Source organism: Roseomonas populi (genome assembly GCF_024594815.1).
Classification (GTDB): Bacteria; Pseudomonadota; Alphaproteobacteria; order Acetobacterales; family Acetobacteraceae; genus Roseomonas; species Roseomonas populi.
The window spans coordinates 43,150-62,671 of the sequence record NZ_JANJOU010000006.1 but is presented as its reverse complement, the minus strand read 5'-3'; the positions used below and the strand labels follow the sequence as shown (position 1 = coordinate 62,671).

Here is a 19,522-nt window from a genome sequence, read left to right as displayed (position 1 = left end):
CTGGAGGGGAGGATGCGCCGGGATTGGTGAACTAACGGTTGCGGCCGGGCTGGTTCACCTCGATCGCGACGGCCTGTGCGGCTTCCTCCACACGCGGCAGGCGGGGGAGGTTGGAGAGGCGGGCGAGGGTCGCGGTGCCGCCGACCGGGCCGAGCGCCGCGGCGGCCGCTGGCTCGTTGTACCGGCGCAGCGCCTCCGCGGCGGTCGCGAAGGATCGGGCGGCGACGGCGGAGGGGATGCGCGGCGAGACGCCCAGCGCCTCCCGGAACTCCCGCCGTGCGATCTGGAGCTGAGGCAGGAGGACGGCGCTGCGCGGATGGGTCCAGAGCGGGTCGTTCTCCGCCGCATCGGTGAAGGCCTCGATCTCGGCCGCAGCCTGGGCGGCGCGGACCGGGCTGCCCTGGATCCAGCCGGAGCGGCCGTACTCGAAGGGCGCGGCGCGGGCGGGCTCGCGCAGCGGGTCGGCGACGGGAATGTAGTCGCTGAGGGCGCGATCGTCGCTGCAGGCGGCGAGGATAGGAGCGGCGAGGAGGGGGAGGGCGAGGAGGAGGGAGGCGCGCTTCATGCGGCCGCAACGTGGGGCCGCGCGGGACGGTTGCCGGCACCTCTCGCCGGGCCCATTCCCGGGCGGGGCGGCTGATCGGCGGCCGGCGGGGTTGCGGCGCGGGGCGCGCGCTGCCATTCACCCCGCGAAAAAGCCGAGAGCGTCCCCGCCTCCGTCATGCCCCATCCTCTCTATGACTGACGACGAGCCCTTTCTCGCCAATTCGGCGCTGCTGCCCGCCGGCCTCTCCGACCTGCTGCCCCCCGAGGCGGCGCGGGAGGCGGCGCTGGTGGAGGCGATGATGGGCGTCTTCGCCTCCCACGGGTACGAGCGGGTGAAGCCGCCGCTGCTGGAGTTCGAGGAGGGGCTGCTGACCGGCTCCGGCGCCGCGCTGGCGGACCAGACCTTCCGGCTGATGGACCCGGTCTCCCAGCGCATGATGGGGCTGCGGGCGGACACCACGCCGCAGGTGGCGCGCATCGCGGCCACGCGGCTGAGGGAGGCGCCCCGGCCCCTGCGGCTGTCCTATGCCGGGCAGGTGCTGCGGGTGCGCGGCACGCAGATCGCGCCCGCGCGGCAATTGCCGCAGCTGGGGGTGGAGCTGATCGGCGTGGACAGCGCGGAGGCGGATGCCGAGGCCGCGGCGCTGGGCGTGGAGGCGCTGGCCGCGGCCGGCATCACGGACGTGGCGCTGGACATCACGCTGCCCGCCATGTCGCCCGCGCTGCTGGACGCGGCGGGGCTTGAGGGCGCGGCGCGGCAGCGCCTGGCCCGCGCCCTGGACCGCAAGGACGCGGCGGAGGTGGCCGTGCTGGCCGAGGCGGCGGGGCCGCCGGCGATCTTCCTGACGGGGCTGCTGGCCGCGGCCGGGCCGGCCGATGGCGCGCTGGCGGCGCTGCGGGCCGCCCCGCTGCCGGATGGGCCGCGGCGGATCGCGGACAACGCGGCGGACGTGGTCGCGGCGCTGCGGCGGCGTGTGCCGGGGCTACGGATCACGCTGGACCCGGTGGAGTTCCGGGGCTTCCGCTACCACACGGGGGTGGCCTTCACCCTCTACGGGCCGGGGCGCACGGGCGAGCTGGGGCGCGGCGGGCGCTACATGAGCGGCGAGGAGCCGGCGACGGGCCTCAGCCTCTATCCTGACGCGGCGCTGCGCGCCGCGCCCGTGGCGCCCCCGGCGGACCGGGTCTTCCTGCCGGAAGGGCATGATCCCGCGGTGGCCGCGAAGCTGCGGCGCGCGGGATGGGTGACGGTGGCGGCGCTTTCGGCCGCCGACGATGCGCGTGCGCTGGGCTGCACGCATGAGCTGCGCGGCGGCGAGCCCGCGGCGCTTGAGAAGGAGTAGGGCCGTGGCCAATGTCGCCATCATCGGCGCCCAGTGGGGCGACGAGGGCAAGGGCAAGGTGGTGGACTGGCTCGCCAGCCGCGCCGACATCGTGGTGCGCTTCCAGGGCGGGCACAATGCGGGCCACACGCTGGTGGTAGGCAACCAGACCTACAAGCTGAGCCTGCTGCCTTCCGGCGTGGTGCGCGGGAAGCTCGGCATCATCGGCAATGGCGTGGTGCTGGATCCGGACGCGCTGCTCTCCGAGATCGCGAAGGTCACGGCGCAGGGTCTGAGCGTGACGCCGGACAACCTGCGGATCGCCGAGAACACGCCGCTGATCCTGCCGCTGCACCCCGCGCTGGACAAGGCGCGCGAGGCGGCGCGCGGCGGCGACAAGATCGGCACCACCGGGCGCGGCATCGGCCCGGCCTATGAGGACAAGGTGGGGCGGCGCTCCATCCGGCTCTGCGACCTTGCCGAGCCCGAGACGCTCTCGAAGAAGCTGGACGAGCTGCTGCTGCACCACAACTCGCTGCTTCGCGGGCTGGGCGCGCCGGAGTTCGCCAAGGACGAGCTGATGGAGAAGCTGCTCGGCTGGGCGCCGAAGCTGCTGCCCTTCATGGAAGCGGTGTGGGAGCGGCTGGACACGGCGCGGGCCGAGGGCAAGCGCGTGCTGTTCGAGGGCGCCCAGGCCGTGATGCTGGACGTGGACCACGGCACCTTTCCCTACGTCACCTCCTCCAACACCGTGGCGGGCAATGCGGCGGCTGGCTCGGGCATCGGCCCGCACGCCATTGGCAACGTGCTGGGGATCGCGAAGGCCTATACGACGCGCGTTGGCTCCGGCCCCTTCCCGACGGAGCTGTTCGACGACACGGGCAAGCTGCTGGGCGAGCGCGGGCACGAGTTCGGCACCGTCACCGGGCGTCCGCGCCGCTGCGGCTGGTTCGATGCCTGCCTGGTGCGGCAGGCCGTGAAGGTGGGCGGCGTGCAGGGCCTCGTGCTGACGAAGCTCGACGTGCTCGACGGGCTGCCTGAGCTGAAGATCTGCACGGGCTACGAGATCAACGGCGAGCGCTTCCGGCGCCTGCCCTCCGCCATGGCGGCGCAGGCCGCGGCGAAGCCCGTTTACGAGACGATCGAGGGGTGGTCGGGCTCGACGCGCGGGGCGCGGTCCTGGGCGGAGCTTCCGGCGCAGGCGATCAAGTATGTGCGCCGGATCGAGGAGCTGGTGGAGGCGCCGGTCACGCTGCTCTCGACCAGCCCGGAGCGCGACGACACCATCACGGTCAGCGATCCCTTCGCCGGGTAGGAGAAGGGGGAGGGGCGATCAGCGCCCCTCCTGCCGATCCGCACGGAGCGGGCTCGCTCCGGCTGCTGGCAGGGAACCGCCGCCATCTCCGGGATAGAGCCGGCCCGCCTGGCCCGGAGTGGCCAGGAGCGCGGCCTGGCGGCGGGCCTCTTCGGGGCCGAGGCGCAGTGCGTCCGGCCTCAGGGGGCGGGTTTGCTGGGTGGAAAGCGTCGGCATTCTGGGTTGGCGTTCCTGTCTTGTTTTGGCCGTGGTCAAAGCTTGTTCTAGTGTGCGGAGAACGGGACGCGGCGGGGGCGGGTTGCCCCCGTCACGATTTGTCGGACGGGGAAACGGATGAGAACCGAGTTCACGGCGGCGCAGCTGGCTGATCCCGACATCCGCGAGTCCAACGGGATTCTTCGCACCTGCGTGCATTGCGGCTTCTGCACGGCCACCTGCCCGACCTTCGTGCTGCTGGGCGACGAGCTGGATAGCCCGCGCGGGCGCATCTACCTCATTAAGGACATGCTGGAATCCGGCCGCGCGGCGCGGGAGGAGGAGGTGCGGCACGTGGACCGCTGCCTCTCCTGTCTCTCCTGCATGACCACCTGCCCGAGCGGCGTGAACTACATGCACCTGGTGGACCATGCGCGGAGCCACATCGAGAAGACGTACAGCCGGCCATTGATGGAGCGCGGCATCCGCGCCGTGCTGTCTCTGGTGCTGCCGCGGCCCCGGCTCTTCCGCGCGGCGCTGGCCAGCGCGCGGCTGGCGCGGCCGCTGCGGGGGCTATTCGGCGGGGCGTCCATGACGGCGAAGCGGTTGCGGGCGATGCTGGACCTGGCGCCGGAGGCGGTGCCGGAACCCGGTGAATCCGCGAAGCCCATGGTGCATCGCGCGGAGGGGCGGCGCCGCGGGCGTGTGGCGCTGCTGACGGGCTGCGCGCAGACGGTGCTGGCACCCTCCATCAACGAGGCGACGATCCGGCTGCTGACGCGCATGGGGATCGAGGTGGTGGTGACGGCGGGGCAGGGCTGTTGCGGCGCGCTGACCCACCACATGGGCAAGCAGGGTTCCTCCCATGCCCAGGCACGCCGCAACATCGAGGTCTGGGCGGCCGAGGCGCGCGGGGAGGGGCTGGACGCGATCGTGGTGAACGCCTCCGGCTGCGGTACCACGGTGAAGGATTACGGCCACATGTTCCGCGAGGCGGAGCCGGGGCTGCGCGACAAGGCGGCGCTGGTGGCGGAACTGGCGAAGGACGTGTCCGAGGTGCTGGAAGCGTTCGGGTACGACCCCGTGCGCGAGAGGCCGGGGATCGCGGTGGCCTATCACGCGGCCTGCTCCCTCCAGCACGGGCAGCGGATCACGGGCGTGCCGAAGGCGCTGCTGGAGCGGGCGGGGTTCGACGTGCGCGTGCCGGCGGAGGCCCATCTCTGCTGCGGAAGCGCGGGCACCTACAACATCCTGCAGCCGGAGATCGCGGGGCGGCTGAGAGAGCGCAAGCTGGACCACCTGGCGGCGACGGGGGCGGACCTCGTCGCATCGGGCAACATCGGGTGCCTGACGCAGCTCGGCGGCGGGATGCCGGTGGCGCACACGGTGGAGCTGCTGGACTGGATGGCGGGCGGCCCGGCGCCGGCGGCGGTTGCGGCCCTGCGGGAGCGGGCCGGGACGGCCTGAGCCTTGGCGCGCCGGGGGCGCCGGCCCCATCTTCCGGTCCTGGTCTCGGCGGGAGAGGGTGGATGATGCGCTGGGCTGTGATGGCGGGGCTGCTTCTCTCGGCGGGCGCATCCGCACAGGTGCTGCCCGTGCCGGGTGGCGGGGCGGGGGTGGGGCCGGCGGTGCCGCCCCTCGCCGTGCCCGTGCCGAAGCCGGGCGCGGCGGAGGCGAGGCGGGCGGAGCTGGACCGGCTGCTGGACGCCCTGCCCCAGGCGCCGAGCGACGAGGCGGCGGCGCCGCTGCAGGCACGCATCCAGGCGCTCTGGGCCGAAGGGGGCACCCCGGCGGTGGGCCTGCTGCTGCGGAAGGGGTTGCGGGCGATGGAGGCCAACGACCCGGGCAGCGCGGTGGAGGACCTGGACGCCGCGATCACCCTGCAGCCGGACTTCCCGGAATCCTGGGTGCTGCGGGCCCAGGCCCAGGCGGCGGCGGGTGAGCGCCAGGCGGCGGCAGCCGACCTGCGGGAGGCGCTGCGGCTGGAGCCCCGGCATTTCGGCGCGCTCCTCGCGCTGGCCGACATCCAGGAGGATGCGGGGGACCTGGCCGGGGCCCTTCGGAGCCTGGACGCGGCGCTGAAGATCAACCCGCGCCTGGCGGGCGGCACGGCGCGGCGCCGGGACATGGCGCGGCGGGCGCAGGGGGACGCCACCTAGCAGGGCGGCCCGGGGCGTCATTCCGGCGCAACGGCCGGATGGCCCTTGCGGGGCCGGGCGGGGGAGAAAGCCTCATGCGAGACACACCCGAGCTGATCCCCATCCCCTCCGATGACGAGGCGCTGTGGCAGGCGCTGCTCCGGCGGGATCCATTGCCCGGCCGCTTCTACGGCGTGACGACGCAGGGCGTCGTCTGCCGCTTCGGCTGCCCGGCCCGGCCGCCGTTGCGGCGGCACGCGCGCTACTTCTCCAGCGTGGCGGAGGCGGGCGAGGCGGGATTCCGGCCCTGCCTGCGCTGCGACCCGGCGGGAGAGCGGGCGGCGATTCACGCTGCCGCCGTGCGCGCGGCCTGCGCTGCCATCGAGGCGGCGGCGGAGGCCGGGGAGCCGGTGCCGTCCCTCGCCGCGCTGGCCGGGAAGGCGGGCTACGCACGCCATCACTTTCTGCGGCTGTTCCGGGAGGTGGCGGGGGTGACGCCCCACGCCTTCTCGGCGGCGCTGCGGACCCGCCGGCTGGGCGATGCGCTGGCCTCCGGCGGGCGGGTTGTGGACGCGGTGGCGGAGGCGGGGATCGGCAGCGAGAGCCGCGTGTATGAGGACGGCGCGCGGATGCTGGGCATGACCCCGGGCGTGGCGCGGCGGGGCGGGGCGGGGGAGGTGATCCGCGTGGCCTTCGGCAACGGCCCGCTGGGGCTGGTGATGGTGGGGATGACCGGGCGCGGCGTCTGCGCCATTGAACTGGGCGATGACCAGGCGGCGCTGCGGGCCTCGCTCGCCGCCCGCTTCCCGCAGGCGCGGATCGAGCCGGCGGACGAGGCGGTGCGGGCGGCGGTTGCGCGGGTGCTCGACTGGATGGAGGAGCCGCGCGGCGCGCTGGACCTGCCGCTGGACCTGCGCGGCACCGCTTTCCAGCGGCGCGTGTGGGAGGCGCTTCGGGCCATCCCGTCCGGCACCACCACGGACTACGCCGCGCTGGCGGGGGAACTGGGCCTGCCGCGCGGGGCGCGCGCGGTGGCGCGGGCCTGCGCTGACAACGGCGTGGCACTGGCCGTGCCCTGCCACCGCGTGGTGGGCCGGGACGGATCGCTGCGCGGGTATCGCTGGGGCTTGCCGCGCAAGGCGGCGCTCCTGGCGCGGGAGCGCGGCGGGGCGGCGTGAGGCCCCGCGCCGCGCCGCGATCTCACGCGGAGTGGATTGTCCGTTGCGCGCGAATGCGGATGATGGGGCTTGCATAAGGTGCAACAGGGAGGTCAGGGCGCGTGCAACGCCATTCGACCTATGACAACGTCTTCAGGAAGAAGGGGTCCCACCCTCCGCGGGAGGCGGCGGTGGACCGGTTCGCCGGGATTGACCAGGCGCCCTGGGACACCCAGGCGCCGAAGGAGCTCTGGACCGAGGAGGAGCGGCGGGGCGCCGCGCGGCTGCGGGCGGTGCGGCTGCTGCTCTGGGTCACGGTGCTGGGCGCCGTGGTGGCCCTGCTGGTGGGGCTCTGGCGGGTGTTCCTGGCGGGCTGAGGAGGAGGTTGCCGGCCCCCATCGCGGCGCGTCCTGAACCGTTTGGCGCACTGGTCGCGGCGCGTCGATCAGGTGGACAGCCCGCCCTCGAACTCGGTTGGAAGGGGCGCGGGTCCGGATGCGAGCAGCAGGAGCGGCAACGTGACGACGATCGTGGCGACGAGCAGCAGGCGAAGGACGCCGGGCATGCCTTCGTGCCGGGTGAGCAGGGCGTGCGGCGCGAAGCCGACGAGCAGGACCACGAAGGGCAGGAGCGCCTCCGCTGAGCCTCCCAGGCGGATCGTGATGGCGTAGGTGATGGCAAGGGCGGCCAGTGCGCCGCCAGCAGCGGTTCCCCCCGGGGCGCGGGCCGGCGCGCGCTCCGCCCAGCCGCGCACGACATGGGCCATGTGGGCGAGAGCGGCACCGGCCAGGATGATCGGCGGCCCGAACCAGAGCGAGACCAACGCGAAGCCCCAGAGGCTGGAGACGCCGGTGGGCTCGGCCCCGAGCCAGGCCAGCACGGCAGCCGCCGACCAGGCCAGCGCGGTTCCTGCCATCAGCCCAACCGGAAGGCCGAGGGGGACGACGAAGAGGAAGATGGCCATCACGAGGATCGTGGCGATCGTGACCCGTCCGGCCGGCGCGGAGCCGAGGCCGAGCCAGGGCAAGAGGTAGAGCAGCGGCGCGAGGGGATAGGCGGCGAGCCCCGCCCGAGGTCCCGCGGCAAGCAGCACCGCCCAGCCGAGCGCCGCGACGGCCAGAGGGAGGAGGGCGGCCGGCACGGTGTCTCGCGCGCCGCTCGCAGGGCTAGCGCGGTGCGGCGGGCGCGCCGCTCGGGCGGTCGCGCGGGGTCAGCGTTTCCGTGCCGATGCCGCTGCTGCCGACGATGGTCCACTGGCCGTTGAGGCTGCCGTCATCGGCGCGCTGGAAGATCGCGATGCCCGGACGCTCGGCCACGGTGAAGCCGATCGCGAAGCTCGGGCCGGCGGACATGGCGTATCCCTCGAACCGCGCCTCGCCGACCTGCCACGCGACGCGCCAGGAGGCGAGGCCGACCTGCTGCATGATCATGGTGCCGTTGTAGGCGGTGCCTTCCGGGCTGACGCCGTTCACCTCGTAGAGGCCGTTGCGCTGAGCCTGGGCGGGCGCGGCGGCCAGGGACAGCCCGGCCACGGCCACCATGGGAAGCCAGCGGGCCGCCATCATCATACGCTTCATCATCGTCCTCATTACCCGGCGCATGGTCCCGGCCGGCGCCGCATTCTCGGGCGCGCGGGCCGGTCTGTGAATGGGGGCGGGCGCTACTCCACGACCGCCACGCGCAGCGCGTTGGTGGTGCCGGGCGTGCCGAAGGGGACGCCGGCGACCACCACCACCTCGTCCCCGGTGGTCGCGAAGCCCTCGCTCGCCGCGGCGCGGACGCCCTTGGCGACCATGTCCGTCATGCTCGCCGGTTCCTTGCTCAGCACGGGATGCACGCCCCAGACGAGGGCGAGGCGGCGTGCCGTGCGCTCGTTCGCCGTCATGCCGATGATGGGGGCGGCGGGGCGTTCCCGTGCCACGCGCAGCACGGTGGAGCCGGTGGAGGTGAAGGCGCCGATCGCCTCGGCGTCGATGGTGCTGGCCACCTGGCGCGCGGCGGCGGCGATGGCGTCGGAGGAGGTGTGGCGCGGCTCCGGGCGGTTGTTGTCGGTGATGGCGCGCCAGCCCGGGTCCTGCTCGGTCCGGGCGACGATGCGGTCCATGATGTTCACCGCCTCGTAGGGGTAGCTGCCGGCCGCGGTCTCGGCGGAGAGCATGACGGCATCGGCGCCGTCGAACACCGCGGTCGCCACGTCGGACGCCTCCGCGCGGGTGGGCGTGGGTGCGGAGATCATGCTCTCCAGCATCTGGGTGGCCACCACCACGGGCAGGCCGCGGGTGCGGGCGGCGCGGACGATGCGCTTCTGGATCAGCGGCACCTCCTCCGGCGGGCACTCCACGCCGAGGTCGCCGCGCGCGACCATCACGGCATCGGCGATGTCGAGGATGTCGTCCATCCGCTCCACCGCCTGTGGCTTCTCCATCTTCACCATGATCCAGGCGCGGCCGTTGGCGATGGCCTTGGCCTCGGCCACGTCCTCCGGGCGCTGGACGAAGGAGAGGCCGATGAACTCCACGCCCTGCTCCAGCACGAAGTCGAGGTCGGCGCGGTCCTTCTCCGTTAGTGCGGGGATGGGCAGCACCACGTCCGGCACGTTCACGCCCTTGCGGTCGGACAGGGCGCCGCCGACGAGGACTTCCGTCTCCAGGTGGTCGTCGCGCTGGCGAACGACGCCGAGGCGAAGCTTGCCGTCATCCAGCAGCAGGGTGGTGCCGATGCGGGCGGCGGCGATGATCTCGGGGTGGGGCAGCTGCACGCGCCGCACGTCACCGGGCACGGGGGAGAGGTCCAGGCGGAAGGACTGGCCCTGCTGGAGCTGGACGCGGCCGCCGCCGAACTTGCCGACGCGGAGCTTCGGGCCCTGGACATCCGCCAGGATGCCGATGGGGCGGCCGGTGCGGCGCTCGATCTCGCGGATGGTGGCGATACGGGCGGCGTGATCCTCGTGGCTGCCGTGGGAGAAGTTGAGGCGGAAGACGTCGGCGCCGGCGCGGAACAGCCGCTCGATCACCTGCGGGTCGGCGCTGGCCGGGCCGAGGGTGGCGATCATCTTCGTGCGGCGGCGGCGGCGGATGGGGATGCGGCTGGCCAAGCGGGGGCCTCCTATCTGCTCGAATACCGGGCGGCGGAGGGTTTCGGGCGGGACCTCCATGATCCGGGCCACCTCCTCCACGCGCTCCGGGGGGACGCGGCGCCACTGGGAGACAGCGGCGGTGGAGATGCCGAGCCCGGTGGCGATCCGGGTGACGGCGCCACGGCGGGCGAGAAGGTCTTCGAGGAGCTTGTCGCGCATAGGGCGAAGTTAGGCGCCCTAAGTTACATATGCGAGGGCCTTCGGACTTATATTTATTAAGCTATGATGATGGCCCGGAAGTCGTTGACGTTCGTCAAGGTGGGGCCGGTGGTGACGAGGTCGTCCAGAACCCTGAAGACGTCGTGGCTGCGGTGGGCGTGCAAGGCCGCAATCGGATCCATGCCGGCGGCGCGGCTGCGGGACAGGGTATCCGGGGCGGCGATGGCGCCGGCATTGTCCATGGCGCCGTCGATCCCGTCCGTGTCGCCCATCAGCGCCCAGATCCCGGGATGGCCGCCCAGGGCTGCGGTGAGGCCGAGGAGGCACTCGCCGTTGCGGCCGCCCGCGCCCTTTGCACCGCCGAGGGTGACCGTGGTCTCGCCGCCCGAGAGGAGGACGGCGGGCCCGGCCACCGGCTGGCCGTGGGCAGCGACGGAACGGGCGATGCCGGCGAGGAGGGTTCCGACCTCCCGCGCCTCGCCTTCCAGCGCGTCCCCGAGGATGAGGGGGGCGAGGCCCAGCGCCTCCGCCTCTCTCGCGGCGGCCTGAAGGGCCATGAGGGGGGTGGCGATCAGGCGGTACTCGGCGCGGGCGAGGCGCGGGTCGCCGGGCTTGGGGGTTTCCTCCTCCGCCGCCTCCAGATGGGCGCGGACGGGGGCGGGAAGGTCGATGCCGTAGCGGGCGACGATGCGCCGCGCGTCCTCGAAGCTGCTGGGGTCCGGGACGGTTGGGCCGGAGGCGATAGCGGCCGGGTCGTCGCCGGGGACATCCGAGATGGCGAGGGTGACCATGCGAGCGGGATGCGCCGCCGCCGCGAGGCGCCCGCCCTTGATGGCGGAGAGGTGGCGGCGAAGGACGTTCATCTCGTTGATGGTGGCGCCGCAGGCCAGCAGGGCGCGGTTGACGGCCTGCTTGTCCGCCAGGGTCAGGCCGGGGGCGGCCAGCGGCATGAGGGCGGAGCCGCCGCCGGAGATGAGGGCGAGGACGAGGTCATCCTCCGCCAGGCCCCCGACGGCCTGCAGGATGCGGCGAGCGGCAACCTCGCCGGCTGCGTCGGGAACGGGGTGGGAGGCTTCCAGCACCTCGATGTGCCGGGTGGGCACGGCGTGGCCGTATCGGGTGACGACGAGGCCGGTCATCGGAACGTCGGGCCAGGCATCCTCAAGCGCCGCTGCCATGACGGCGGAGGACTTGCCAGCGCCCACCACGACCACGCGGCCCTTCGGCCTCTCCGGCAGGAAGTCCTTCAGGATGGCGCGGGGATCGGCGCTGCGGACGGCGGCGTCGAAGAGGCGGCGCAGGGCGTCGCGGGCGCGGCTGTCGTTCCAGTCGGTCAAGTTCGGTCCTCCCCGGCGGCGCGCATCATGGCGGCGGGCGCGGGCGCGGCAAGAGGCTTGTGGTATGCTTGGTGGTATGGAAGAAGGGGCTCGGGAGGAGGGGCCGTGCCGTCAGGAGCCGCCGAGGCGCATCAGGGGCAGGGAGAGCGTGCGCAGGATCTCCGCGCTCGCGCGCTGCCGGTGCGCGGAGACGGCGGCACGGGCGGCCTCCGGGTCGCCGCCCTCCAGTGCGGACAGGATGCGGGCGTGCTCGTCGGCGGAGCCGGCGGGTTCCGGGCGCAGCGCGGCCGTGGCGAATCGGGCGCGCTGGGCAAGGTCGGCCGCCTCCTGCGCCAGGCGGGCGAGGCGCGCGTTGCCGCAGCCCTGGAGGAGGGCGCGGTGGAACGCGTCGTCTGCCGCGGCCCAGGCGCGGCGGTCCCCGGCGGAGAGGGCGGCGCGCATGGCTTCCGTGGCGCGGGCCATGGCGGCGGTGGCCCCGGCGTTCGGGTTGACGGCAAGCCGCGCGGCGGCGGCGCCTTCGAGCGCGATCAGCACCTCGTAGGTTTCGGCCATGCCCGCCGGGTCGATCGGCAGCACGCGCAGGCCGCGGCGGGAACGTACGGCCAGGAAGCCCTCGGACTGCAGGCGCAGCACGGCCTCGTGGACGGGGGTGCGGCTCATGCCCAGGCCGGCGGCGAGGTCGCCCTCTGTCGCCTCGTCGCCGGGGGCGAGGCTCATGTCGAGCAGCCGGGCGCGCAGGGCGCGGTAGGCGGACTCGGCGAGGCTGGGGCGCGCCGCCCCTTCGTCTTTGATCGGGTCCTGGCTCATCGGGCGCTGGATGCCAGCCGGCGCCGCATATTCCAACAGGGAAGGATTTCATCGTGAGCAAGCGCGTGCACCGGATTGCCGCCATTCCCGCGGACGGGATCGGCAAGGAGGTCATTCCCGCCGGGCTGCGGGTGCTGGAGGCGCTGGCGAAGCGCGACGGCGGCTTCTCCCTGGAGGTGGAGACGCTGCCCTGGGGCAGCGACTACTACCGCGAGAAGGGCGAGATGATGCCCGAGGACGGGCTGGAGACGCTGCGCGGCTTCGACGCCATCTACTTCGGCGCGGTGGGCGACCCGGAACTGCCGGACAGCATCACGCTCTGGGGACTGCGGCTGAAGATCTGCCAGGGCTTCGACCAGTACGCGAATATCCGCCCCACGCGGGTGCTGCCGGGTCTGACCAGCCCGTTGCGCGCGGTGGAGCCGGGCGACATCGACTGGGTAATCGTGCGGGAGAACTCCGAGGGCGAGTATGCCGGCCATGGCGGGCGGGCCCATCGCGGCCACCCGGAGGAGGTGGCGACGGAGACCGCCATCTTCACCCGCGCGGGCGTGGAGCGGATCATGCGCGTGGCCTTCGACATCGCGCGCGGCCGCCCGCGCAAGCTTCTGACGGTGGTGACGAAGTCCAACGCGCAGCGCCACGGCATGGTGATGTGGGACGACATCGCGGCGCTGGTGGCGAAGGACTACCCGGACGTGACCTGGGAGAAGGAGCTGGTGGACGCCATGGCTGCGCGCATGGTGCGCAAGCCCGCCAGCATCGACACGGTCGTGGCGACGAACCTGCACGCCGACATCCTCTCGGACCTCGCCGGAGCCGTGGCGGGCTCACTCGGCGTGGCGCCGACCGCGAACCTCGATCCGTCGCGCCGCGCGCCCTCGATGTTCGAGCCGATCCACGGCTCGGCCTTCGACATCATGGGCAAGGGGGTCGCCAATCCCGTCGCCACCTTCTGGACCGGCGCGATGATGCTGGAGCAGCTGGGCGAGGGGGACGCGGCGAAGGCCCTGATGGCTGCGGTGGAGCGGGTCTGCGCCGATGGCGTGCTGACGGCCGACCTGGGCGGCACGGCGGACACCGAGACGGTGACGCGGGCGGTGATCGCCGCGATCGAGGGCGCGAACACCCCCTCGGGCGCCACGGCGGCCTGACGGACTGCCCTGGCGCGCCGGGGCTGACGGCGCGCCCGGGCGGGTGCAGGATGCTTGCAAGAAAGAAACGGAGGAAGAGATGTCCAAGCGTTCCCGGCGGTCCGTGCTGGCCGCCCTGACCTTGCTGGGTGCGGGCGCTCTCGTCGGGCCGGCTCCCGCCCTGGCGCAGGCTTTCCCGAACCGCCCCATCACGATCATCGTGCCCTTCGCGGCGGGTGGGCCGACCGACGTGATCAACCGCCTCGTCGCGGAGGGCATGTCCAAGGACCTCGGCCAGCCCGTGGTGGTGGAGAACGTGACGGGGGCGGGCGGCACCATCGCCGCGGCGCGCGTGGCGAACGCGCGGCCTGACGGCTACACCATCCTGGCGCACCATATCGGCCATGCGACCTCCGCCACGCTCTACCGGAACCTGACCTACGACGTGGAGAAGTCCTTCGCGCCGCTCGGCCTCGTCTCCGACGCGGCGATGACGATCGTGGCGCGGCCGGACTTCCCGGCGAACGACCTCGCGGGGCTGATGGCGGAGATCAGGCGCCAGGGCGACAAGCTGAACCTCGCCCATGCCGGGGTGGGCGGCGCGAACCATCTCTGCGGCGTGCTGATGCAGTACGCGGCGAAGACGAACCTCAACACCGTCGCCTTCCGCGGTTCCGCGCCCGTGCTGACGGAGCTGATGGCCGGGCGGATCGACGTGTTCTGCGACCAGGCGACGAACACCGTGCCCTTCATCCGCGACAACCGGATCCGGAGCTACGCGGTGACGCTGGACCGCCGCGTGGAGGGGCTGAACCTGCCGACCACGGCGGAGGCCGGGGAGCCGAGCGTGGCGATGAGCACCTGGCACGGGCTCTACGCACCGGCCGGCACGCCGGAGCCGGTGGTGGAGCGGCTTTCCGCCGCTCTCCGCGCCGCGCTGCGGGAGGAGCGGCTGCGGGCGCGCTTCGCGGAGCTGGTGACGGAGGTGGCGACGCCGGAGCAGGCGACGCCGGCGGCGCACCGGCGCCACCTGGCCGCGGAGGTGGCACGGTGGCGGCCGATCATCCAGGCCGCCGGCGTCTACGCGGACTGAGCGCCCGCGCCTCGTCGCCGCTCAGGCGGCGAGGCGCTTCTGCGGGCCGTAGATCTCCGGCATCTCGCCGATGTCGTGGCGAACGAGGCCGGGCAGGGGGACCATGCGGGTCTCGAAGCCTCCATCGGGGTGGAGGAGGTGCTCCACATAGCCCACGGCCTTCTCGCCCGCCGTCTCCTGATAGGCGTCGCCCACGATGAAGGCGGCGGAAGGGCCCCAGATCTGGCGCAGGCCCTCGCTGATGCCGCGGTCTCGCCACTGGTGGACATGGCCGTTGGCGATGAAGGCCGGCCGCTGCGGCAGGAGGAGGTCTACCAGGCGGTGACGCGGGCGGGACTGGACGCACCAGTAGGTGCTTTCCGTCTCGTCCATCCGCTCCTGGCAGAGGGGCTTGTGCATGAAGACGGCGACGGCGCGGCCGGAGGTGCCGTGCAGGGCCTCCACCAGCATCTCCATCTGCTCCTCGGCCTCGGGCAGCGTCGTGGAGGTGATCTGGGTGTCCAGGCCGATCAGCCGCCAGCCCGGCACGTCGCGCACGAAGGTGTCGGGGCCGAGATGGGCGCGCCAGCGGGCCAGGCGCTCAGCGTTCGCGGGCTGGCGGCAGCCCGGCAGGGGGTCGTCGCCGATGTCGTGGTTCCCCGGCACGGCCAGCCAGTCCAGGCCCAGCTCCTCATGCGCCACGCGGGCGAAGGCGAGGTCCTCGGCACGGTCCGCGCCGTCCAGCGAGATGTCGCCGGTGTTGATCACGAGGTTCGGCCGCGACGCGCGCAGGTGATCGGCCAGGAGATCAAAGTTCGCGCGGAAGCCGGGCACACGGTCGGAGAGGTGGGTGTCGCTGATCTGGGCGAGGCGGAAGGTCATGGGGGCCGTCCTTCTGAGGGAGGATGGGGCCGGCGGCTGGCCGGCCCCGGATCGGGTTCAGGAACGGCGCGGCAGCAGGCGGCGCACCTCGGCCGCCATGTCGCGCTGGACTTCCTCCGGCGTGGCGCGGCCTTCGACGATGCGGGCGATGTTGTCCACCATCGTCTGCGTCACGCGCACGGAGTTCGTGCCGGGGAAGGCGTACCAGGGGATGGAGATCGGGATCTGCTTCACCGCCGCGAGGAAGAGCGGGTTCTCGCGGTAGAACTGGCCGAGATATTGCGGATCGTCGATCGCGATCTGGTTGCAGGGCAGGTAGCCGGTGTTGCGCACCATCAGCGCCTGGCCCTCCGGCCCGGTGGAGAAGCGCAGGAACTTCCAGGCGGCGTCGCGCCTGGCGGGGTCTTTCGCGGTCAACATCCCGGCGGCGCCGCCGGTGGGCAGGCGGCCCTTCGCCAGGTCGATGACGGGCATTCCCGTGGTGCGGAGGGCGAAGTTGTTACCTGCGCCCTCCTTCATGCCGCGGACGAGCGCGGTGGTCTGGAAGATCATGCCGAGCTTGCCGGCGGTGAAGGCCTGGCGCGCGGCGGTGGCGGAGAGATTGGGCATCCCGCCCTCCTTCACCATGCGGTCGATCAGGCGGAGCGAGGCCAAGCCGTCGGGGCCGGCGAAGCCGACGTCGCGCTCGTCCTCCGTCAGCATCCGGCCGCCATGGCCGAAGAGGAGGGCGGAGAACATCCAGTCGTCGCCGTTCCAGGTGAACCACATGCCCTCGGTGCCGTCGCCGAGGCGGTCGATCTTCCCGGCCAGTTGCAGCACGTCGCCCCAGTTGGTGGGGAAGTTGTCGGGGTCGCCGCCGGCGCGGCGGACGAGGTCGGCGTTGTAGTAGGTGACGGGATTGGAGGCGGCGAAGGCGAGGCCGGACTGGAAGCCGCCGAAATGGCCGAGGGCGAGCAGGTTCGAGGTGTAGCCGATGGTGGCGGGGTCGGCGGCTTCCGCCTTGACCAGCGGCATGAGGTCCTGGGCGATGCCGCGCTCAGCGAAGACGCGCAGGCGGTTGAAGCCCTGGTAGGAGAGGTCGGGGAGCTGGTTGGTGGCGGCCTGGCGGAGGATGAGCTGTGCGCCCTCCTCGTAGTTCGGGGTGGTGACGTAGTTCACCTTGATGCCCGGCTCGCGCTTGGCGAAGGCGGCCAGGATGGCGTCGTAGGCCTCCTTGTAGATGAAGGGCTGGGCGTAGTGGACGGTGATCTCCGTCTGCGCCTGCGCGCGCAGGACGCGCGGCATGAAGAGCATGGCGGCGGGCGTGGCCAGCGCCGCGCGGCGGGTGGTGATCGTCATGATTGTCTCCACATCCGGCCTCATCCCTTGAGGCCGGTGGTTGCGATGCCTTCGATGAAGCGGCGCTGGGCCAGCAGGAAGGCGAGGACGAGGGGCGCGGTCATCAGCACCGCGGCCGCCATGAGGGAGCCGAAATCGTCGCCCGCCTCATCCGAGCGGAAGTAGAGGACGCCGAGGGCGGGGGTGGCGTGGGCCGGGCCGTTCACGACGATCAGCGGCCAGAACAGGTCGTTCCAGTGGGCGACGACGGAGAAGATCGCGAAGGCCGTGGCGGCGGGCCAGGCATTCGGCAGCACGATGCGCCAGACGATCTCCGCCTCGCCCAGGCCGTCCATGCGGGCGGCGTGGATCAGGTCGTCCGGCAGCGACTTGAAGAACTGGCGGAAGAGGAAGATCGCGAAGACGGAGATGGTCGCGGGCGCGATCAGGGCCGTGTAGCTGTTCAGCAGGCCCAGTTGGCTGAAGCCGACATAGAGCGGCAGCGCGGGCACGTGGTAAGGCACGAGAAGGCCGAGCATGACGGCGCCGAAGGCGAGGCCGCTACCGGGGAAGCGCAGCTTGGCCAGCGCGTAGCCGGCGGGCACGGCGAAGAGCAGTTGGAAGAAGAGGATGCCGCCGCAGACGACGACGCCGTTCCAGAGATAGCGCCAGACCGGAACCTTGGCGAAGACCTTGCCGTAGTTCTCCACCGCGTAGAAGCGCTCCGGCAGCAGGGAGAGGGAGGCGCGGAAAATCTCGTCCAGCGGCTTCAGGCTGGCGGCGACCATCCAGATATAGGGCATCAGGACGAGCAGGCCGAGCAGCGTCAGCAGGGCGAGGCGCGGCAGGTCGCGGAGAAGGGAGCGGTCAGGCATAGTGGATGCGCCGCTCCATCACGCGGGTCTGGAGCCAGACGAGGGCGAGGACGATGGCGAGGAAGACGAGGGTGATGGCCGCGGAGTAGCCGAGGCGGAAATAGGTGAAGCCCTCCTCGTACATCGCGTAGAGCAGCACTTCCGAAGCCTTGTTCGGGCCGCCCTGGGTCAGCACCGCCACGCTGTCGAAGACGCGCACGGCGCGCGTCATGGTGATGGTGACGACGAAGAGGGTGGTGGGGCCGAGAAGCGGCCAGGTGACAAGGCGGAAGCGGTCCCAGGCGCGGGCCGCGCCGTCCACCTCAGCGGCGGCGTAGAGTTCCCGCGGGATGGCGGTGAGGCCGGCGAGAAATAGGACGAGGTTGAAGCCGATATTCTCCCACACGCCGATGGCGGCGAGCGAGATCAGCACCGTGTCGGAGGAGGAGAGCCAGTTCGGGCCGGCGACGCCCACCGCGCGCAGGGCGGCGTTCAGCGGGCCGATGGTGGGGTGCAGCAGGTACTGCCAGGCCGCCGCCATCGCCACCGGAAGGGAGACGACGGGCAGGAAGAAGATCGCGCGGAAGAGGGCGCGGCCGCGCGTGCCGGCCTCGATCAGCATCGCCAGTGCAAGGCCACCGAGGACGGAGGTGGGCGCGACGATGGCGACGTAGAGGATCGTGTTCCGCAGCGCGATGGCGAAGCCGCGGTCCTGAAGGAGTTCCGCGAAGTTCTCCAGCCCGATCCAGTTCAGGGCGGGTGCGCCCAACTCGTAGTCAGTGAAGGCGAGGGCGATCGTGGCCAGCGTCGGCGCCAGCAGCATCAGCAGAAAGGCGAGGGCGGCTGGGGCTGTCAGCATCCAGCCGGCCAGGGCTTCCCCGGCGGAGAGGCGCGGGGCGGGCAGGGCGAGGGTGGCTTCAGACAAGGGTGGTTGCTTCCGGCGAGAGCGCGTGCACGGGAACGCGCCTGCCCAGGCCGTTGAAGACGAGGGCGCGGCCGAAGGGGAAGCGCAGGGTGATTTCGCCCTCGGGCGGCAGCGTCTCGCGGTCCTCCGGGGCGAGGCGCAGGACCAGGGGCGTTCCGAGGGCGGCGTGGCGGAGGTGGACGAGCAGGCTCTCGCCGAGGAACTCCACCCCCTCCAGCATCGCGGGCAGGCCCGCGCCGGCGAGCTGCAGGTCCTCCGGACGAAGGGCGAGGGTCATGGGGCCGGTGCCGGATACGCGCATCCCCACGGCCTGGCCCGCGACGCGCAGCACGCCATCCACATCCGCCTCCGCGTCCAGGGTGTTGATGCGCGGCGAGCCGATGAAGGTGGCCACACGCAGGTCCTGCGGGTCGGCGTAGATCTCGGCGGGTGGGGCGATCTGCAGGATCTCGCCGGCCTGCATCACCGCTACCCGGTCGGCCATGGTCAGGGCCTCGGACTGGTCGTGGGTGACGTAGACGGTGGCGACGCCGGCGGCCTTGTGGATTGCCACGATCTCCCGCCGCGTCTGCACGCGCAGGCTGGCGTCGAGATTGGAGAGCGGTTCATCCATCAGGAAGGCGGCGGGGCGGCGCACGATGGCGCGCGCCAGGGCGACGCGCTGCCGCTGCCCGCCGGAGAGCTGGCCGGGGCGGCGGGAGAGCATGGGGCCGAGGCCGAGGGCCTCCGCGGCACCGCGCACGTCTCGTGTGATGCTGTCCCGCGCGGCGCGCGTGCCGGGCAGGAGGGCGCCGATGAGGGGCAGGCGCTGCGCCGCGTTCAGGCGCCGCATGGCCAGCGGCACCGCGACGTTCTCCTCCACCGTCAGGTGCGGGTAGAGGGCGTAGGACTGGAACACCATGGCCACGTCGCGCTGCGAAGGGCGCAGCCCCGTCACCTCGCGCCCGCCGATGCGGATGCTGCCGGAGTCCGGCCGCTCGATGCCGGCGATGCAGCGGAGCAGGGTGGACTTGCCGCAGCCTGAAGGACCGAGGAGGGCCACGAACTCGCCCGCGGCCACGCCGAGGGAGACGCCGCGCAACACCTGCGCGCCGCCGAAGCCCTTGCCCAGGCCCGCGATCGAAATGCCGTCCACTTGTGGCCCCCGCCAATCACGGGCGGGGACTACGCATGGGCGCTGACAGCAGCGTTTCCGTTTGATGAAGGAACTGTGTCAAACGCCACGCG

At 72.7% G+C, this 19,522-nt stretch carries 19 protein-coding genes; 8 read left to right on the top strand and 11 right to left on the bottom strand.

Annotated features, from left to right (window positions below; genetic code table 11):
* Positions 1-31: 31 nt before the first annotated feature.
* The gene (locus NRP21_RS09150; protein WP_257715884.1) at positions 32-565 is read right to left on the bottom strand and encodes a hypothetical protein; all 534 of its coding nucleotides are present in this window, start codon (positions 563-565) and stop codon (positions 32-34) included.
* 172 nt (positions 566-737) lie between these two features.
* On the opposite strand from NRP21_RS09150, the gene NRP21_RS09145 reads away from it, so the two are divergent.
* From NRP21_RS09145 to NRP21_RS09120, 6 genes are all read left to right on the top strand, one after another.
* Complete coding sequence (locus tag NRP21_RS09145) at positions 738-1,889, top strand: ATP phosphoribosyltransferase regulatory subunit (protein WP_257715883.1); 1,152 nt, start codon at positions 738-740, stop codon at positions 1,887-1,889.
* A gap of 4 nt (positions 1,890-1,893) precedes the next feature.
* Positions 1,894-3,183, top strand: a complete 1,290-nt coding sequence (locus NRP21_RS09140) for an adenylosuccinate synthase (RefSeq protein WP_257715882.1) — start codon at positions 1,894-1,896, stop codon at positions 3,181-3,183.
* Between the two features lie 333 nt (positions 3,184-3,516).
* Entirely contained in the window at positions 3,517-4,845 is a 1,329-nt protein-coding gene (gene glcF, locus NRP21_RS09135) for a glycolate oxidase subunit GlcF (RefSeq protein WP_257715881.1), read from the top strand.
* A 62-nt stretch (positions 4,846-4,907) separates the two neighbouring features.
* Positions 4,908-5,537 (top strand): tetratricopeptide repeat protein, encoded by a 630-nt coding sequence (locus NRP21_RS27880; RefSeq protein WP_308219874.1) that lies wholly within the window; start codon positions 4,908-4,910, stop codon positions 5,535-5,537.
* 74 nt (positions 5,538-5,611) lie between these two features.
* Positions 5,612-6,694, top strand: coding sequence for a methylated-DNA--[protein]-cysteine S-methyltransferase (locus NRP21_RS09125; RefSeq protein ID WP_257715880.1), 1,083 nt, complete (start codon positions 5,612-5,614; stop codon positions 6,692-6,694).
* A gap of 101 nt (positions 6,695-6,795) precedes the next feature.
* The gene (locus tag NRP21_RS09120; protein WP_257715879.1) at positions 6,796-7,050 is read left to right on the top strand and encodes a hypothetical protein; all 255 of its coding nucleotides are present in this window, start codon (positions 6,796-6,798) and stop codon (positions 7,048-7,050) included.
* A 68-nt stretch (positions 7,051-7,118) separates the two neighbouring features.
* Here NRP21_RS09120 and NRP21_RS09115 read toward each other — a convergent pair whose 3' ends face one another.
* The 5 genes from NRP21_RS09115 to NRP21_RS09095 form a co-directional block, all read right to left on the bottom strand.
* Positions 7,119-7,814: a hypothetical protein gene (locus tag NRP21_RS09115; protein WP_257715878.1), complete on the bottom strand. Its 696-nt coding sequence runs from the start codon at positions 7,812-7,814 to the stop codon at positions 7,119-7,121.
* A 25-nt stretch (positions 7,815-7,839) separates the two neighbouring features.
* Positions 7,840-8,253 carry a hypothetical protein gene (locus NRP21_RS09110; RefSeq protein ID WP_257715877.1) on the bottom strand — a complete coding sequence of 138 codons (414 nt, stop codon included), beginning with the start codon at positions 8,251-8,253 and terminating at the stop codon, positions 7,840-7,842.
* Between the two features lie 80 nt (positions 8,254-8,333).
* Complete coding sequence (pyk, locus tag NRP21_RS09105) at positions 8,334-9,767, bottom strand: pyruvate kinase (protein WP_257715897.1); 1,434 nt, start codon at positions 9,765-9,767, stop codon at positions 8,334-8,336.
* Positions 9,768-10,024: 257 nt separating this feature from the next.
* Complete coding sequence (locus tag NRP21_RS09100) at positions 10,025-11,305, bottom strand: glycerate kinase type-2 family protein (protein ID WP_257715876.1); 1,281 nt, start codon at positions 11,303-11,305, stop codon at positions 10,025-10,027.
* Between the two features lie 111 nt (positions 11,306-11,416).
* Complete coding sequence (locus tag NRP21_RS09095; protein ID WP_257715875.1) at positions 11,417-12,148, bottom strand: GntR family transcriptional regulator; 732 nt, start codon at positions 12,146-12,148, stop codon at positions 11,417-11,419.
* A 17-nt stretch (positions 12,149-12,165) separates the two neighbouring features.
* Here NRP21_RS09095 and NRP21_RS09090 point away from each other — a divergent pair, with 17 nt between their 5' ends.
* Both NRP21_RS09090 and NRP21_RS09085 read left to right on the top strand, forming a co-directional pair.
* The gene (locus NRP21_RS09090; RefSeq protein ID WP_257715874.1) at positions 12,166-13,266 is read left to right on the top strand and encodes a tartrate dehydrogenase; all 1,101 of its coding nucleotides are present in this window, start codon (positions 12,166-12,168) and stop codon (positions 13,264-13,266) included.
* Between the two features lie 79 nt (positions 13,267-13,345).
* Positions 13,346-14,338, top strand: coding sequence for a tripartite tricarboxylate transporter substrate-binding protein (locus NRP21_RS09085; protein WP_257715873.1), 993 nt, complete (start codon positions 13,346-13,348; stop codon positions 14,336-14,338).
* 21 nt (positions 14,339-14,359) lie between these two features.
* Here the strand turns inward: NRP21_RS09085 and NRP21_RS09080 are convergent, their stop codons facing one another.
* Genes NRP21_RS09080 through NRP21_RS09060 form a run of 5 tightly spaced genes read right to left on the bottom strand, consistent with a single transcriptional unit; the run spans position 14,360 to position 19,430 of the window.
* Complete coding sequence (locus NRP21_RS09080) at positions 14,360-15,199, bottom strand: metallophosphoesterase family protein (protein WP_257715872.1); 840 nt, start codon at positions 15,197-15,199, stop codon at positions 14,360-14,362.
* A 57-nt stretch (positions 15,200-15,256) separates the two neighbouring features.
* Positions 15,257-16,537 carry an ABC transporter substrate-binding protein gene (locus tag NRP21_RS09075; protein ID WP_257715871.1) on the bottom strand — a complete coding sequence of 427 codons (1,281 nt, stop codon included), beginning with the start codon at positions 16,535-16,537 and terminating at the stop codon, positions 15,257-15,259.
* 20 nt (positions 16,538-16,557) lie between these two features.
* Positions 16,558-17,391, bottom strand: coding sequence for a carbohydrate ABC transporter permease (locus NRP21_RS09070; protein WP_257715870.1), 834 nt, complete (start codon positions 17,389-17,391; stop codon positions 16,558-16,560).
* Positions 17,384-18,295, bottom strand: a complete 912-nt coding sequence (locus NRP21_RS09065) for a carbohydrate ABC transporter permease (RefSeq protein ID WP_257715869.1) — start codon at positions 18,293-18,295, stop codon at positions 17,384-17,386. The genes NRP21_RS09070 and NRP21_RS09065 overlap by 8 nt, the downstream gene beginning before the upstream one ends.
* Positions 18,288-19,430, bottom strand: a complete 1,143-nt coding sequence (locus NRP21_RS09060) for an ABC transporter ATP-binding protein (RefSeq protein WP_257715868.1) — start codon at positions 19,428-19,430, stop codon at positions 18,288-18,290. Before NRP21_RS09060 ends, NRP21_RS09065 begins: the two co-directional genes overlap by 8 nt.
* Positions 19,431-19,522 lie beyond the last annotated feature (92 nt).